Genomic DNA, 15,855 nt, shown 5'->3' with positions numbered 1-15,855 from the left:
TTTGCAGGGATTCTAATGTGAGACGCAGGATTTCTTCTAACTTAGTTTCTTTTTGCATTGCAAAACACCTCCTTTAGAAGAATGATACATCGCACAAAAAAACTATGCCGATATTTTTTCCTGATAATCCCTTATTTACTGGGATCTCATGAAATATCGGCATAGTTTTTTTATCGGTATAAGTTGTATACAGGATCTTTCGTACTGCACTCCCGTAACTGAAAAGTTGTGCCACATGCTGCCAGTTCCGTACCCAAACATCAACTGCTCCGGGATACTGACTCCACGCCTGCCTGAAACGTTCAAATTCAGCCTCTGCTGCTTTCAGACTGGCTGCACCGTAAACCTTTTTCAGCTGTGCTGTAAAGCGTTTATAATCCTTATTAGGTACATACTTGATGGAATTACGGATCAGATGGACAATACATCTTTGAACGGTTATATTGGGGAAGATTGCTTTGGCACCTTCTTCCAAACCACTTACGCCATCCATGGAAAGAAACAAAACGTCTTCAACTCCACGATTTTTGATCTCATCAAAAAATCTGCATCCACTGATGTTTGCTCTCTGATTCACTTAACCAAAGTCCCAGGATATCTTTCTGCCCATCAACATCATATCCAAGAATCACATACACCACATAATTCTTTGTTTCATAGTCCTTCCGGATCGTTACATACAAACAGTCTACAAACAAAAATGTATAAAACTTTTTAAGTGGACGATTCTGCCATTCTTCAAGCTGCTCCAGCACACTATCCGTGATTTCAGAAATGGTTTCATGGGAGATTTCAAAACCGTAAATATCTTCAATGGTATCTGCGATATCTCTCTGGCTCATCCCTTTGGCATACATGGCCAGTACTTTAGTTTCAATTGCTGAAACATCTCTTTTTCTCTTCGGAACAACTGACGGTTCAAAAGTTCCATCCCTGTCACGTGGTACTTCAATGGGAACATCTCCTGCAGTTGTTTTTAAAGTCTTTTTACTGTATCCATTTCTGCGGTTGGGAGTTTCTTTTTCGCCACGTTCATTACTGGAATAGCCTAAATGACTATTCATTTCACCCTGAAGCATTGCTTCGAACATAGGACCGAAAATGTCCTTCAATGCATCCTGCATATCCTCTACACTTTTGGGTTGATATTGTTCAATAATCGCCTGCGCCAACTTCTGATTGGGGGTTAATTCTTTTTTCCTTCTTGCCATACTGAGTGTGTTCATCCTTGTCGTATTCCTTTCCTGTTATCTTAACACACTCTGCAAAAACAAAGTGCGTAAGTTTTGAATTTGTTTTCTCAACTTACACACTTTATTTTACACCCTCTTTTTCTACTTTTTGGTCTTTGCTAAAACTTTTTTAATTTCCCCCAGAGTACGGATACGTTTTCCAAAATCAATATCTGTAACTCTTCCGATATCTTTTAGAACTTCGTCGTAATAATCAAACAGATAATAGTTTTGCTGCATTAGACTGCATTCGGCTTTTGACAGGGATTCCAAAATGGTTCCGATGCTGTATTTTCGCTCCAGTTTATTTTCCAGTATTCTAGCAATTGTCAAAGCTACAAAACAGGTAAGGAAATGTGCTTCAATATGTTCTCTTGTCCAGACATATACGGGTCTGGCTTCCAATTCGCTTTTGGTTACTTTGAAAGATTCTTCAATTTTCCATAAGCCCCGGTACATGTCAATGATCTTGTCATCAGATGTCTCCATTTCGCTGGTTAAAAGCATGTAGTAACCATCCAGTGATTCTTCCTCCCGGATTTTGTCCTCATCAATGTCCAGTACAGAAGAGGCGGTAAGGATTTCTCCGGTTTCTTTGTCATAGTCTATTTTTTTAACATATTTTGCAGCACCATAAGATGTGGCTCTTGTATAGTTCCCTGGATTTTTTGCCAGGTCTCTGGCTTTTGTCAGTGCAGCTTCACGCTCTGCTTTTGCTCGTTTGGCATATTTTTCACTCCAGAAAACAACTTGTTTCTCATCTACCTGCTTTTTTATCTTTTTGCCGGAAACAGAGGATACCTGGATTGCTCTTGGAGACTTACGGGATTTCCGCTTGTATTCTGTACCAAGCCACTCATAACCTTCCTGTTCCAGAACATAGTCCTTGATGCTTTTTTCTGCGCCCCGGATGGACATACTGAAAACATATCCGTCATGAGTGGGCGTGTTAATCGTGTACCAGATGTTATCACCAGTTGTCATTTCTTTGTCAGCAACGGAGATGACTCTGCCGAGGTCAAACTGCTTTTTAATACTTCCGAAGTTTGGCCGGTAGGTCAGGCAGTCATTGGTATTTCCGGGAAAAAGCTCATAAGTAATAGGAATTCCCTGATTATCTATGAAAAGTCCCATCTGCACAATCGGATTTGGACGGTGCTCTTTTGAAACTCCTTTACGAAGAAAATCGGTTTGCTCATCTGTCTCGAAATAGTAGTTTGTAACATCATAATAGATGAGACTGGTATCCCTGCCATAATTCTCTTTGATGCGGTCATTCAGCCAGACCTGCAAGTTTTCTTTGTGTTTGTCCAAGAAAGACAGACAGCGGTAAACATCATCTAAAGAGTAGTCCGTTTTCTCAAAGAAATGTTCCCGGTCATCATAGGAAGATTTCTTTGAAGCGGGGAAAAGAAGTCTGGAATAGAGCAGCATCTTCATGATAGTATTGGCATCATACTGTTCTTTTGAGTGGCGCTGCCGGTTCGTTAGGAAAGTATGGAGACCGAGTTCATGGTAGATCTGGCTCAGTGCAGCATAGCCAAAGTTTTTTCTTAGCTTATCACCTAAGCAAAGCCGATCAGAATCGTAAAAAGTAAAGTGGATGGGAGCCTGCCTGGCTGCTTTTTCGGCTTTTAGCTGCTCAACTCTTTTTTGAAAGTGAGCAATAGGGTCATCGTATTCTTTTTCCAAAACATCAAGGTATCCCAATGATTCAATTGTTTTGGAACGAGACATTTTTTTCTGCTTATCATAAAAAGAGTCAACAATTGCAAGATAAATACGTCCTGTGCTGGTTTTTGTTTTTCTTAAATGCATAATAGGCACCTCCACTATGACTATTATAACATATATAACCACATATATCCAGTGAAATATGACCAAAAACAGAAATAAAAAAAGCCTGAAAGCCAGGAAATAAAAGGATTTCAGGAGATAAGCGAACATATGTTACTGCAAAACTGTGGTGGGGCCTGCGGTTTGAAGCCGCAGTCCCTTTTTACATTTGCAAACCATGCCCCGCAATGGTATAATACTTATAATTGGGTAAAATGGCGATTACTGAGAGGACAGGATAAGAACATGTGGAAGAATCGCATCAGACCCGGCAACCCGGAAAAACTTGGGGTTACCAGGGCAGGAAGAGAACTTAATTTTGCGGTGGCTGTGCAGGATGAAAAGGACTGCAGCCTGCTGTTGTATCGGAAAGGCATGGATGAACCGGAACTGGAATTTCCGTTTACGGATGATATGAGATTCGGAGAGATCTGTGCCATGGGCCTGGATGGGCTGCCGGTGCAGGAATATGAATACAATTACCGGATAAACGGAAAGATCGTTCAGGATCCCTATGCGGCATCCATACGGGGAAGAGAGATCTGGGGAAAAGAGGTGGAAGAAGAAAAGCTTCGCTGCCAGACCCGGTTTGAATCTTTTTCGTGGGGAGAGGATCATCCTCTGACATTGCCAGTGGAACAGTGTGTGCTGTACAAAACTCATGTCCGGGGATTTACTATGGATCCAAGTTCCGGTGTCCGTCATCCGGGAACCTTTGCTGGCATCCGGGAAAAGATTCCCTACCTGAAAAAACTGGGTATTACACAGCTTTTGTTGATGCCGGTATATGAATTTGCCGAGATCAGGGAAGAACGTGCGGCGAAAAAGCATATGCCGGTCCGTAAAGGCATGGGCGAGCGGATCAACTACTGGGGATATGGAAAAGCATATTATTTTGCGCCGAAAGCATCTTACAGCGCAACCGGGGATCCGGTGAAGGAATTGAAAATGTTGGTGCGGGAACTGCACAAAAATGGCATCGAAGTGATTCTGGAGTTCTATTTTCCGGAACGGACGAGAGTTGGTCTTGTGATGGATTGTATCCGTCATTGGGTAAGGGAATATCACATTGACGGTGTGCAGATTAACAGTGACGCAGCGTTTACAACGGCGTTGGCGGCAGACCCGCTGCTGGCGAAGACGAAGATCTTAAGCGAATATTTTGACACCGGACATATTTATGACCAGGAAGATCAGCCGAAATTCCGTCATTTGGGCGAGTGCAATGATGATTTTATGATGAGGCTGCGCCGGTTCCTGAAAGGGGACGAAGGGGCGCTGCAGCAGTTAATGGAAAAAATGCATCAGAATCTCCAGCAGACGGTGTCGGTGAATTATGCGGCAGGACATAATGGATTTACGCTGGCAGATGCAGTGGCCTATGAGAGCAAGCACAACGAGGCCAATGGAGAGGACAACCGGGATGGCAGTGATTATAATTGCAGCTGCAACTATGGAGAGGAAGGCCCTACTGCAGTCCGCAGGTTAAAGAAACTGCGGGAGCGGCAGATGCGGAATGCCCTGCTTCTCACCCTGCTGTCACAAGGGATTCCGGCCCTTTATGGTGGCGATGAGATGGAGAATTCCCAGCAGGGAAATAACAACGTCTATTGTCAGGACAATGAATTGTCATGGGTCCAGTGGCCGAAGACCAGAAGCGGCAGAAACTTGCAGAAATTTACAAAAGATGCAATAGAGTTTCGTAAGATGCATGCAGCTTTCGGAAGAAAGAAAGCATATACCATGCATGACATCGGAGCCAGGGGTATGCCGGATCTTTCTTATCATGGCAGAAAGGCCTGGTACGGAGATTTTGAAGGCGGCAGCCGCCATGTGGGAATCCTCTATGCAGGTTGTCATACCGGTGGAGAAACTCTGTATGTAATCTGCAATATGCATACTACCTCCCAGGAACTGGCTTTGCCGACTCTTCCCTCCGGAGAATTCTGGAGGGTCATTGCAGATACCGGATGCGAGGGGCAGTGCTTTTTCCCGGAAGGCAGGGAGCCGGAGTTGGCAGGGGAAAAGACTGTGAAGGTGGCTCCCCGGACAATTGTGATAATGGCAGGTAAGAAACATGAGACTGATTAATATATGGCAACATTTTCACACGATTACAGAACATAAGATTATGGTTGCCAGACATTGTTTTAAAGTAGGCATGTACTGGCAGGGACTGACTCATGATCTGTCCAAATATTCCCCATCAGAGTTCTGGCAGGGAGTAAAGTATTATCAGGGATATCGCAGTCCTAATAATGCAGAACGTGAGGACAAAGGGTATTCGGCAGCGTGGCTTCATCATAAAGGGAGGAACAAGCATCACTACGAATATTGGATTGATTACAGTACTGGTCCGGTGAAAGGCATGACGGGTATGAAAATGCCGTTAAAATATGTCAATGAAATGGTAATGGACCGGATTGCAGCCTCCAAGGTGTATGAAGGAAAAAAATACACACAGCATTCACCGTTGGCCTATTATGAAATGGGAAAGGATGCTTATATGATACATCCGGAGACGAGGGCTCTTCTGGAGTATATTTTGAAAATGCTCGATACGCAGGGGGAGGAAAAAACATTTGCGTATATGAGAAAATATATGGTGGGGAAAAAGAATTATCCAAAAATAAAATAAAACAAAAGAGATAGGAGGATCAGCCGGATTGCAAAAAGCGGGGGAGATAGAGGACCCGGCACATAAGTTATGAAATACGCATATCAGGTAATGATTATCGGTGGAATTTCTTTCGCGGGAGAGATTCTGAACAAATTACTTCCACTTCCGGTACCGGCCAGTGTCTATGGCATGGTATTATTGCTTGTTTGTCTTTGTACAAAGGTGATTAAGCTGGATCAGATTCAGGAGACTGCAGATTTTATGCTGGCAGCGATGCCGCTGGTGTTTGTAGGACCTGGAGTGGCTTTGATGGAGTCATTTGGATTGATGAAAGATTCTTTACTGGGAATTCTGGTGATTTCCGTATTCAGTACCATGCTGGTTATGGTATTGACAGGTATGCTTGCACAGATTCTGGTAAGAAGAAAAAGAGACCGGGAGGATGAAATCGATGGATAGTATTGTACAGAGCTCTGCTTATTTTGGATTTTTTATTACCTTATTTGGATACTGGGTATCCACACAGATTGCAAAGAGAATGAGAAGTACCCTTTGCAATCCGTTGCTTTTAACGATTATTTTTATTATTGCTTTTCTGAAGCTGGCAGATATCAGCTACGCTTCCTATGATAATGGAGCAAAATATATTAATTATTTTCTGACACCGTCTACGGTCTGCCTGGCAGTGCCGTTGTATCGTCAGCTGAAACTATTAAAAGAATACGCAGGAGCAATCCTTATCAGCATTATGTCCGGAACGGCAGCATGTGCTATTATGATTTTTGGTCTGGCAAAATTATTTCTGCTGGAGAATAGTATCTATGCATCCCTTGTGCCGAAGTCCATTACTACAGCCATTGCCCTTGGCATGAGTGAGGAGCTGGGCGGATTGTCTGCAGTTACGGTTATGGCCGTATTTGTTACCGGAATTCTTGGTGCGGTGATTGCGAATACCGTATTTAAGATTTTTAAAATCGAGGATCCCGTGGCCCAGGGACTGGCCATGGGAACGGCATCCCATGCGATCGGTACCAGTAAAGCACTGGAGCTGGGCGAGATTCAGGCAGCCATGAGCAGTCTTGCGATTGCTGTTACTGGTATTTTGACAGTGATTGTGGGACCGATTGTGGCAGGATTTTATTAAAATCGAAAAAAATAAAAAAATTTTGAAAAAAAAGAAGGATTTTTGAGTTCAACGCAGTAGTTATATATATAGAAGGATATTTTTAGTGTTTTTGCTTTATCGAAGGAGGGATAAGAATGACGATTCGTGAGAGCACGGAACAATGGGAGAGCCAGTGGCTAAGCCCTTACGCTTCTTTGAGCAGAAATTCCAGAGGACGTGAGAAGGAAGAACCTGAATGTGACATCCGTCCGGTGTATCAGAGGGACAGAGACCGCATTCTTCATTGCAAATCGTTCCGGAGATTAAAGCATAAAACGCAGGTATTTCTTACGCCTCAGGGAGATCATTACCGGACGCGTCTGACACATACGCTGGAGGTTGCACAGACCGCTAGGACCATTGCCAGAGCTTTGCGTCTGAACGAAGATCTGACGGAGGCCATTGCCTTGGGACATGATCTGGGGCATACGCCTTTTGGCCATGCAGGTGAGAGGGCGTTAAATCAGGTCTGCAGCGAAGGCTTTGCCCATCATCAACAAAGCGTACGCATTGTAGAACGACTGGAAAAAGGCGGAAAAGGACTGAACCTTACATGGGAAGTTCGGGATGGCATCTCAAATCATCAGATGTCAGGAAAACCGTCGACACTGGAAGGCAAGATTGTCCGGTATTCTGACAAGATTGCCTATATCAATCATGATGTGGATGATGCCATTCGGGCGGGGGTAATCCGGGAAAATGAAATTCCGCGTACTTACACGGATATTCTGGGACATTCCACCAGAGAGCGGCTGAACACTATGATTCATGACATTGTCAACAACAGTCTGGAAAAACCGGATATCCGGATGTCCGAAGATGTGGAATTTGCGTTCCGGGGCATGCGGAAGTATATGTTTGAGAATGTTTATACGAACCCCAAGGCAAAGGGAGAAGAGGAAAAAGCGGAAAATATACTGAAAGAACTGTTCCGTTATTATATGGATCACCCGGAACGGTTGTCCAACGAGTATATTGAACGCATGTGGCAGACGGGGGAGACCCAGGAACGAAGCGTGTGCGATTATATCGCAGGTATGACAGATCAGTATGCCATCGCAAAGTTCCAGGAGTTCTTTGTCCCGGTCTCCTGGAGGTATTGACCATGAGTTTTTATTCACAGGAGCTGGTAGAGGAAATACGCTCCAGAAATGATATTGTGGATGTGGTCAGCAGTTATGTGAAGCTGCAGAGAAAAGGCAGTAATTATGTAGGTGTCTGCCCCTTTCATAACGATCACAGCCCGTCCATGTCTGTGAACCAGCCAAGGCAGATTTACCACTGCTTCAGCTGCGGCGCAGGCGGGGATGTATTTAAATTTGTAATGGAATATGAGAATCTAACCTTTCCCGAGGCCATGAAGGTGTTGGCGGACCGGGCAGGCATTGACCTGCCGGAGCAGGACAATGTAAAACGGGACCGGGAGCAGGAGGATTTAAAAAGCAAAATTCTGGAAATGAACAAACTGGCGGCCAGCTATTATTACTATCTGCTGCGACAGCCGGAAGGAAAGCAGGGACTTGATTACCTGACCGGAAGGCAGCTTTCCAAAGAAACGATTCAAAAGTTTGGACTGGGATATTCCAGTAAGCATGGAAATGCCCTGTATAAGTATCTAAAAAGCAAAGGCTATTCCGATACCCTGTTAAAAGAGTCCGGTCTTATGCAGGTGGACGAAAAAAGGGGCATGTATGATAAGTTCTGGAACCGTGTCATGTTTCCGATTATGGATAACAGGAAGCGGGTCATCGGATTTGGTGGCCGTGTCATGGGAGACGGAAAACCCAAGTACCTGAATTCACCGGAAACGCCAGTCTTTGACAAGAGCCGGAACCTCTACGGACTTCATTTGGCAAGAACAAGCCGGAAGCCTAACATCATTCTGTGCGAGGGTTATATGGACGTGATTGCCATGCATCAGGCGGGATTTAATCAGGCAGTAGCTTCGCTGGGAACTGCATTTACCCAGCAGCAGTCCACAATCCTGAAGCGGTACACAGATGAAGTGCTTCTGACCTACGACAGTGATGATGCCGGTATTAAGGCCGCTATGCGGGCTATTCCCATTTTGAAGGATGCAGGTATCCGAGCCAGAGTCATCAATATGGAGCCATACAAGGATCCGGATGAATTTATCAAGGTGTTGGGTGCCGAGGAGTTCCAGAAGCGGATCGATGAAGCAGAAAGCAGTTTCTTTTTTGAATTGCGTGTGCTTCAGAGAAATTATAATTTCCGGGAACCGGAAAGCAAAACCGCCTTTTTCCGCGAGGTAGCAAAGAAGCTGTTGGAATTTGACGCAGGAATTGAGAGAAATAATTATATAGAAGCAACCGCATCCCGTTACCATCTGACCTATGAGCAGCTGCTAAAGCTGGTGCGTCAGACAGGAGAACAGATGGGCGGTATGACAAAAGCGGCAGCCCCCAACGTTTCCCGTTCCGTAAGGAAGAAAGCGGAGGATGGCAGCCTGAAATCACAGAAACTTCTGATTACCTGGATGAGCTCGGATGAGCGCATGTTCCGGAATATTTCCAAATATGTAGAACCGGAGGAATTCACGGATCCCCTTTGCAGAAAGGTCTGCGAGCTCTTAACGGAGCAGGTGAAGAATGGGCAGCTGAATCCGGCCTCTTTGTTCCAGTATTTTACGGAAGATGAGGAACAGCAGAAAGTCGCGGCCATGTGCAGTGATACCATACCAAAGCTCTCAGGAAAGGAAGCGGAGGAAAAAGCATTACAGGAAACAATCCTCAGAGTAAAGCAGAACAGTATTGCCTGGCAGACAGAGCATATGGATCCCGGTGATATGGATGCCCTGCAGAAACTGATCCGCAGGCGCCGGGATATTGAGAAATTGCATATTTCTTTGGATTAAGGATAAAATATGAACAATTATGGAAGGAAGAACCAAGATGGACGAAAATGTAGCAAAATTCAGTGAGAAGATGAAAGAGCTGCTGGCACTTGCCAAGAAAAAGAAAAATGTACTGGAGTATCAGGAAATCAGCGACTTTTTCAGCGACATGGAGCTGGATGCTGAACAGTTTGATAAGATTCTGGAATTTCTGGAGCATAACAATGTAGATGTGCTTCGGATTACTGACGATGATGATGACAGTAACATCATTTTAAGTGATGAAGATGAAGTTGATATGGAGCAGATTGACCTGTCTGTTCCGGATGGTGTCAGCATCGAGGATCCGGTCCGTATGTACTTAAAAGAGATCGGTAAAGTTCCGCTGTTAAGCGCAGAGGAAGAGATTGAACTGGCAAAGAGAATGGAAGAAGGAGATGAAGATGCCAAGAAACGTCTGGCAGAGGCGAACCTTCGTCTGGTAGTCAGCATAGCAAAACGTTATGTAGGCCGCGGTATGCTGTTCCTGGATCTGATTCAGGAAGGCAACTTAGGTCTTATTAAAGCAGTTGAAAAATTCGACTATCGCAAGGGCTATAAGTTCAGTACCTATGCAACCTGGTGGATCCGTCAGGCTATCACCAGAGCCATTGCAGATCAGGCGAGAACCATCCGTATCCCGGTGCATATGGTAGAGACCATCAACAAGCTGATCCGTGTATCCCGTCAGCTTTTGCAGGAGCTGGGAAGAGAGCCGCAGCCGGAGGAGATCGCAGCAGAGATGAACATGCCGGTAGAGCGTGTGCGTGAGATTCTGAAGATTTCCCAGGAGCCGGTATCTCTGGAAACTCCGATTGGCGAGGAGGAAGACAGCCACTTAGGAGACTTCATTCAGGATGATAACGTGCCGGTGCCTGCAGAGGCAGCCGCATTTACCCTGTTAAAAGAGCAGCTGGTAGAGGTACTTGGTACTTTGACCGAGAGAGAACAGAAAGTGCTCCGTCTTCGTTTTGGACTGGATGACGGCCGTGCGCGTACACTGGAAGAGGTTGGTAAGGAATTCAACGTTACCCGTGAGCGTATCCGCCAGATCGAGGCAAAAGCATTAAGAAAGCTTCGTCATCCGAGCCGCAGCCGCAAGCTGAAGGATTTCCTGGAGTAAGAGTGATCTATGCAGTTATCAAAGAGAATGGACAGGCTGGCCTCTATGGTTACGGAGGGCAGCTCACTGGCAGATGTGGGAACGGATCATGGATATATCCCGATTGCTCTGGTACAGACAGGGAAAGTTTCACGTGCCATTGCCATGGATATTAATAAAGGACCGCTGGAGCGCGCTGCGTTACATATCAGGGAACAGCATCTGGAAGACAGGATTACCACACGACTTTCTGATGGAATGACAGCTCTGAAAGAAGGAGAGGCAGATACCGTACTCATTGCCGGAATGGGAGGAGCGCTGACGGTGCATATCCTGGAGGGCGGCGCTCATTGCCTTGCATCGGTAAAAGAGCTGATTCTTCAGCCCCAGTCCGAGATCTGGCTGGTGAGGGAATGGCTCTGTGAACATGGCTATAAAATCACGGATGAAGATATTGTACTGGATGAGGGAAAATATTATCCTATGATGCGTGTTGAACATGGTTCCATGAAGCTTCCGGCAAGAGGTGAACTGGAATATGGAAATCCCGCTTTGCAGCGTTCCATCGGTGTATGGAGTGCATATCTTCGTGCAGAGCAGGGGAAAACAGACGTGATTTTAAAAACTCTTGTGGATAACGGTCAGGAAAAATCCGATCGCTATGTGGAACTTCTGGATAAAAGAAGCCGGATGGTGGATGTGTTAAACAGAATTCCAGCCGGATGTGGACAGGAGATGAAAGAATATGAAATGCAGTGAGATTATAACGCTTCTGGAGCAGGAATATGGAAAAGAATATGCCTGTGACTGGGACAATGTGGGACTGCTGGCAGGACGCCGGGATAAAGAGGTAAAGAAAATTCTACTGGCACTGGATGCCACGGATGAAGTGGTAGAGCAGGCGGCAGAAGGTGCTTATGATATGCTCATTACCCATCATCCTATGATTTTCGGGGCGATTAAAAGGGTAACGGATGAAGATATGGTGGGAAGACGGCTTTTAAGTCTGATCCGAAGTGATATTTCCTACTATGCCATGCATACAAATTATGATACGAGAGGCATGGCAGATCTGACTGCCCGGTTATTGAACCTGCAGGAATGTACGGTTCTGGAAGAAGTAAAGGATGGCGAAGGCATTGGCCGGGTCGGCGTCCTTCCGGAAAAAATGACTCTGCGGGAATGTGCAGAGCTGGTGAAACGGGCCTATGATATTCCTAATGTGAAGATTTTTGGAAATCTGGATCAGAAGGTGCATTTGGCGGCGCTCTGCCCAGGTGCAGGAAAGAGTACCATGCACAATGCACTGCAGTTTGGTTGTGACGTGTATATTACAGGAGATATTGACCACCATACGGGGATTGATGCCGTCGACCAGGGACTCTGCATTATTGATGCGGGTCATTATGGAATCGAGCATGTATTTACCGAAGACGTAAAAGCGTATCTGGAGAAAGTGCTGACGGGAGTGCATATGGACTGTGTGCCGGTGAAACATCCGTTTGCAGTGATCTGAAGACGTGAAGTAAGTCATATAAGACGGAGAGGGGTGTGCCGTATATGAGACAGATTACCGTAGAAGGGCAGACTTTAAATATAAAGGATGGAACCACCTACCTGGAGTTGGCGAAAAATTTTCAGAAGAAATATGATCATGATATTGTATTGGTTCTGGAAAATAATAAAATGCGGGAGCTGTTCCGGAAAGTAAAGGACGGAGCAGCTGTTACATTTCTGACAACAGGACAGATCGATGGATATAATACATATAGAAGAAGCGCAACGCTGCTGCTTTTGAAAGCAATTTATGATGTGGAAGGCATGGATGCGGTCCGCGGCATGAAAGTGGAGTTTTCTGCCGGTGAAGGCTATTATGTAAGCAGCAGAAAGATGCCGGTCAATGAGGAGACCTTGGCAAGGATCGAGAACCGGATGAAAGAGCTGGTGGGTCAGAATCTGCCCATTGAGAAACGCAGCATTCCGGTGGAAGAAGCCATTGAACATTTCACCAGACATGGAATGACTGATAAAGCAAGACTGTTCCGGTTCCGCAGAAGCTCCAGTGTCAATGTCTATCTTCTGGATGGCTTTGAAGACTATTATTATGGATATATGGTACCCAGTACCGGGTATTTGAAATATTTCAAACTGATACCCTATGATGAGGGATTTGTGCTGGAGTTTCCCCCGCGAAAGACGCCGGAGACCTTTGTACCCTTTCGTGAGCAGCCGAAAGTATTCCAGACATTAAAGAACTCAACAAAATGGGGAGAAATTCTGAATGTGGGAACCGTAGGTGCGCTGAATGAACAGATTTCGGAAGGAAATGTAGGAAATATCATTCTGGCTCAGGAAGCAATTATGGAAAAAGGTCTGGGAGATATTGCGGCGGAGATCGCATCCAGACCGGATAAAAAGCTGATTATGATTGCCGGACCTTCTTCCTCCGGTAAGACCACATTTTCCCACAGACTTTCCATTCAGCTTATGGCTCATGGATTAAAACCGCATCCGATCGCGGTGGATAATTATTTTGTGGAGCGGGTGAATACGCCGAAGGATGAGAATGGACAATATAATTTCGAATGTCTGGAAGCCATGGACATTGAACTGTTTAATCAGCAGATGAGTGCTCTCCTTCGCGGAGAAAAAGTATTCATGCCGACATTTAATTTTATTACCGGTATGAAGGAATATAAGGGAAACAGTCTGAAGCTTGGTCCGGAAGATGTGTTGGTCATCGAAGGAATTCACTGTCTCAATGATGCCCTTTCCTATTCCCTTCCGGCAGAGAATAAGTTCAAGATCTACGTGAGCGCTTTGACACAGATGAATATTGATGAACACAACCGGATTCCGACCACGGACGGCCGTCTGATCCGTCGTATGGTGCGGGACGCCAGAACCCGCGGGGCAAGTGCGCAGAAGACTATTTCCATGTGGCCTTCCGTCCGCCGCGGCGAAGATGAGAACATCTTCCCCTATCAGGAATCTGCGGATGTAGTATTCAATTCCGCACTGATCTATGAACTGGCAGTATTAAAACAGTACGCAGAACCGCTGCTTTTCGGCATCCGACCGGAAGATCCGGAATATCTGGAAGCCAAACGGCTGCTCAAATTCCTCAACTATTTCCAGGGAATTGACAGTAACCTGATTCCGGGAAATTCCATATTACGAGAATTTATCGGGGGAAGTTTCTTCCCGGTATAAAATACAGGGGGAGAGCGGATTGGACTCGTAGGAGCATCCGCTCTCCCTGTATGATTATAGAAAGTGATTACATAATAATGAAAGAACTAATCAAAAAACGACATCTCATTCCGATTGCGGTCTGGTTTGTTATTTACATGGGATTATTTGGATTTCTGGAGATCGTACCGCCGAAGGATGTGCATCTGATCCATTGTGCGCTGGATGACAGAATTCCTAATATGGCAATCTTTATTTATCCATATGTGAGCTGGTTTCCGTACATCGTAGTGTGTGCAGCACTGGCAATTAAAAATCTGGATGACAGACAATTTAAAAAAGCGGTTCTGGTTCTGACCACGGGGATGAATATTTTCCTGTTTATCTCCTATGTGTGGCCTACAGGACTTGATTTTCGCGAGAGCATTGTCTATGATCTTCATACCTTGAGTGGAAATCTGCTGAAGTTCGTACAGACCGTGGATACGCCGAAAAGTGTATTTCCAAGCATGCACGTCTATGTGACGCTGGTGCTTCAGTATACGCTGGAAATGCAGAAAAAACTGGTTCCTGCGTGGGGAATATGGGTTGGCCGTGTGCTGGCGTTATTGATTGTACTGTCCACCATGTTTACCAAACAGCATTCCGCAGTGGATGTGACTGCTGCAATCGTTATGTTCGCAGTGCTGGCTATAGTGACTGAGAAGATTGTAAAAAAATGAACTTAACATTTCTTTTGCTGGCATGTAAAGATTCTTGGCGTGACAATTCTCACCCACATAAGGTATGATAAAGCTATCAGAACAGGGAAGGGGAGTGGCATATGAGTCGAATCGGGAAGAATATCAAAAAGGCGCGTTCTGAAAAAGGGTATACCCAGGAGCAGCTGGCGCAGAAATTAAGTGTGACGCGAAATACGATTTCTAATTATGAGACAGGACATTCCAATCCGGATATTGAGATGCTTCAGATGCTGGCAGAGGCACTTGAAACAGATCCCAATACACTGATCTACGGTGAGAAGAAAAACCAGTCAGTGGATCAGATCTGGAGAAAAGAGATTCTCAAAAGGGTTATCTGGCTTGCAATTGCTGGATTAATGATGTTGATTTCTTCTTCGTTAATCAGATATGGAAATGAGCTGGCAAAAGATACGTTTATTGTTTCAAGCTGGGTATGGTGGTTAGGTCTTGTAATTTATCCGATGGCATATGCGATTATTGGTGAACAGATCATGGCACTGTTATGGCATGCATATGGAAAACAAATTGCTGGAACGAGATGGGTAAAGACTGTGTTTGGGATTTTAATAGGCGCAGTAGTTGTTTATGTAATTGTAATGACAGTGGAATGTATTCGCTATGGATATGAACAGTGGGTATATAGAAAGATAGTAGAAAATATGAAACCTGGTGACTCTGCATCTTTTAATTTTGCTTCTGGTATTTTAGGTAACATAATGCTTATTTATGGATACCACAAATGGCTGTGGGTTCTCGGCTGGGGTGCCTGCGGAATGGTGCTGGCAATCCTGTGGCCTGAGAAAAAACAGCAGACACCCAACTGAGGAAAGTGACGGCCTGTGAAAGAAAAATCACTTTTATTTGACTAATTGTCTGTGTATTGAGTAGTTTGGGCATATGGCTGATTAAAGATAAATTATAGCCAAATATCAGTAAAAATAGAAAAAAAATCATGATCTGTGAAGAATAAATGAAGTGGTAAGCTAAAAGTAGACACTATCCAAAAAATTGTAAACAAGTGGTATACTTTGATCAACAAGTATATTTCTTGTTACACAGGAGGTGTATCTAT

General features: G+C 44.8%; 13 protein-coding genes and 1 pseudogene. 12 read left to right on the top strand and 2 right to left on the bottom strand.

What is annotated here, in order from left to right; translation table 11 throughout:
• Nucleotides 1-177: 177 nt before the first annotated feature.
• Nucleotides 178-1,211, bottom strand: a pseudogene (locus tag ACZMB2_RS12930) (IS256 family transposase); the annotation flags it as partial.
• Between the two features lie 123 nt (nt 1,212-1,334).
• Nucleotides 1,335-3,050 (bottom strand): IS1634 family transposase, encoded by a 1,716-nt coding sequence (locus ACZMB2_RS12925; RefSeq protein WP_487597044.1) that lies wholly within the window; start codon nt 3,048-3,050, stop codon nt 1,335-1,337.
• 129 nt (nt 3,051-3,179) lie between these two features.
• Here ACZMB2_RS12925 and ACZMB2_RS12920 point away from each other — a divergent pair, with 129 nt between their 5' ends.
• The 12 genes from ACZMB2_RS12920 (at nt 3,180) to ACZMB2_RS12865 (ending at nt 15,607) form a co-directional block, all read left to right on the top strand.
• A complete protein-coding gene (locus ACZMB2_RS12920; RefSeq protein ID WP_487597043.1) occupies nt 3,180-5,159 on the top strand; it encodes an alpha-amylase family glycosyl hydrolase in 1,980 nt (659 codons plus the stop codon).
• The gene (locus ACZMB2_RS12915) at nt 5,146-5,706 is read left to right on the top strand and encodes a DUF5662 family protein (protein ID WP_487597042.1); all 561 of its coding nucleotides are present in this window, start codon (nt 5,146-5,148) and stop codon (nt 5,704-5,706) included. Before ACZMB2_RS12920 ends, ACZMB2_RS12915 begins: the two co-directional genes overlap by 14 nt.
• 69 nt (nt 5,707-5,775) lie before the next feature.
• Nucleotides 5,776-6,147 carry a CidA/LrgA family protein gene (locus ACZMB2_RS12910; RefSeq protein WP_487597041.1) on the top strand — a complete coding sequence of 124 codons (372 nt, stop codon included), beginning with the start codon at nt 5,776-5,778 and terminating at the stop codon, nt 6,145-6,147.
• Entirely contained in the window at nt 6,140-6,832 is a 693-nt protein-coding gene (locus ACZMB2_RS12905; RefSeq protein WP_487597040.1) for an LrgB family protein, read from the top strand. Before ACZMB2_RS12910 ends, ACZMB2_RS12905 begins: the two co-directional genes overlap by 8 nt.
• A 116-nt stretch (nt 6,833-6,948) precedes the next feature.
• The gene (locus ACZMB2_RS12900) at nt 6,949-7,956 is read left to right on the top strand and encodes a deoxyguanosinetriphosphate triphosphohydrolase (protein WP_487597039.1); all 1,008 of its coding nucleotides are present in this window, start codon (nt 6,949-6,951) and stop codon (nt 7,954-7,956) included.
• Between the two features lie 2 nt (nt 7,957-7,958).
• Entirely contained in the window at nt 7,959-9,728 is a 1,770-nt protein-coding gene (gene dnaG / locus ACZMB2_RS12895) for a DNA primase (protein ID WP_487597038.1), read from the top strand.
• Nucleotides 9,729-9,765: 37 nt separating this feature from the next.
• Nucleotides 9,766-10,869 (top strand): RNA polymerase sigma factor RpoD, encoded by a 1,104-nt coding sequence (rpoD, locus tag ACZMB2_RS12890; protein ID WP_118769158.1) that lies wholly within the window; start codon nt 9,766-9,768, stop codon nt 10,867-10,869.
• A 9-nt stretch (nt 10,870-10,878) separates the two neighbouring features.
• Complete coding sequence (locus ACZMB2_RS12885) at nt 10,879-11,607, top strand: class I SAM-dependent methyltransferase (RefSeq protein WP_487597037.1); 729 nt, start codon at nt 10,879-10,881, stop codon at nt 11,605-11,607.
• Nucleotides 11,594-12,364, top strand: a complete 771-nt coding sequence (locus tag ACZMB2_RS12880) for a Nif3-like dinuclear metal center hexameric protein (protein WP_487597036.1) — start codon at nt 11,594-11,596, stop codon at nt 12,362-12,364. The genes ACZMB2_RS12885 and ACZMB2_RS12880 overlap by 14 nt, the downstream gene beginning before the upstream one ends.
• 44 nt (nt 12,365-12,408) lie before the next feature.
• Nucleotides 12,409-14,061, top strand: a complete 1,653-nt coding sequence (locus ACZMB2_RS12875) for a uridine kinase family protein (RefSeq protein WP_487597035.1) — start codon at nt 12,409-12,411, stop codon at nt 14,059-14,061.
• Between the two features lie 77 nt (nt 14,062-14,138).
• Nucleotides 14,139-14,762 carry a phosphatase PAP2 family protein gene (locus ACZMB2_RS12870; RefSeq protein ID WP_487597034.1) on the top strand — a complete coding sequence of 208 codons (624 nt, stop codon included), beginning with the start codon at nt 14,139-14,141 and terminating at the stop codon, nt 14,760-14,762.
• 101 nt (nt 14,763-14,863) lie between these two features.
• On the top strand, nt 14,864-15,607 hold the full coding sequence (locus tag ACZMB2_RS12865) for a helix-turn-helix domain-containing protein (protein WP_487597033.1): 744 nt from the start codon (nt 14,864-14,866) through the stop codon (nt 15,605-15,607).
• Nucleotides 15,608-15,855 lie beyond the last annotated feature (248 nt).

The sequence above is a fragment of the Hominiventricola sp. genome (assembly GCF_057604405.1).
Note: the sequence above shows the minus strand (reverse complement) of the source record. Positions and strands in the feature narration are given on the sequence as shown.